Below are 1,420 nucleotides of genomic sequence, written 5' to 3'. Positions count from 1 at the left end.
GTGCCACTGATGCCGTTCCGTCTCGTTGAAGAACTCCCGTTGATAGCAATGCATCAACGACACAGAACGCTCATGGTGACGCTCGTCGAAGACAGAGAAGAGAGGGACTCAGGCCCCGTTGATAACGCCCGGGGTCGGCAAGACACACATCGCCGTCGGGCTCGCGGTCGCGGCCTGCCGGGCCGGCTACTCGATCTACTTCACCAGCCTCGACGACATGGTCCGCAACCTCAAGACCGCCGAGGCCGCCGGGCGTCTGACCAGCAAACTCGGCACCTACCTGCGGCCCGGCGTCCTCGTGGTCGACGAGGTGGGCTACCAGCCCCTGGAACGAGCCGAAGCGAACCTGGTCTTCCAGGTGATCTCCAAGCGATACGAGAAGGGCTCGATCATCCTGACCTCGAACAAGACCTTCAGCGAGTGGGGCCAGGTCTTCGGCGACGAAGTCCTCGCCACCGCCATCCTCGACCGCCTCCTCCACCACTGCGACGTCATCGCCATCAACGGACCCAGCTACCGGCTCAAGAACCGACTCGCCGCCATCGAGCGCGACACCGACGCGGCCTGAGACCTGAGCACGTTCATCTGTACTTGGCTGAGCACTTCAACGAGTACGCCGACAGCTGGCCGCACACCTGGACTTTGCCACGGCCGCCGTCATGTCTGAAGACGAAGAGGCGCTGGCAGATTGTCTCGGCCGGGGCGGGCGACAAAGGCGAGAGGCTCTACGGATGGGCGTGGGTCGCCACCGGCGAACCCCGGCACTGGCTGCTGATCCGCAAGCACCTGAAGACCGGCGAGTTGGCCTACCACCTGTGCTTCGCCCCCGACGGGCAGCCTGTGACGCTGCGTCGACTGATCACCGCGGCAGGGCTTCGTTGGCCGGTCGAGGAGGACTTCGAGTTCGGCAAGGATCTGTTCGGTCTGGACCAGTCCCAGGTCAGGATGTATGAGGCGATCCGTCGCCACACTGTCCTGGTCATGATCGCTTTAGCGGTGTGCTCGGTGGCTGCCGCGCAGGCCAAGATCCGGACCGACACTCAGGCCAGGCCACCGACCGGCCCCGAGGACATCCCGCCGCTCGAACCCGGGCGCGTCCCGCTGACCGTCGCCGCGATCAAGAACCTCCTCGGTGCCCTAAACCCCCGCCAGGCCACCCTCGAGCACAGGATCCACTGGCAGAACTGGCGAGACCGACACCGAGCCAGAGCACGCTGGCACCACCGGAGGACCCGTCTCGGACGGCCCGTCGAGAACCCGTACCCGCAGGTCACGTAACGAAGTGCGGCTGCCGGTGACTGCTCACGAGGTGGTGTGACCTGGGGGTGATCGGTTCGTTGGTCTGTCCGTGGGAGCTTCCAGCCGCCGGTGTCCGTCGTATGACGATCTCGTGCGCGTGATCGCGGATCTGCAGGCCGAG

1 protein-coding gene and 1 pseudogene are annotated in these 1,420 nt (G+C 65.3%); both read left to right on the top strand.

Annotated elements, in window-relative coordinates; all coding sequences use genetic code 11:
• Nucleotides 1-118: 118 nt before the first annotated feature.
• Nucleotides 119-568: pseudogene (locus OTB19_RS42850) on the top strand (ATP-binding protein); the annotation flags it as partial.
• A 23-nt stretch (nucleotides 569-591) separates the two neighbouring features.
• Entirely contained in the window at nucleotides 592-1,278 is a 687-nt protein-coding gene (locus tag OTB19_RS42845; protein WP_267804274.1) for a hypothetical protein, read from the top strand.
• Nucleotides 1,279-1,420 lie beyond the last annotated feature (142 nt).

Source organism: Streptomyces sp. H27-H5 (assembly GCF_026627505.1).
Taxonomy (GTDB): domain Bacteria; phylum Actinomycetota; class Actinomycetes; order Streptomycetales; family Streptomycetaceae; genus Streptomyces.
Note: the sequence above shows the minus strand (reverse complement) of the source record. Positions and strands in the feature narration are given on the sequence as shown.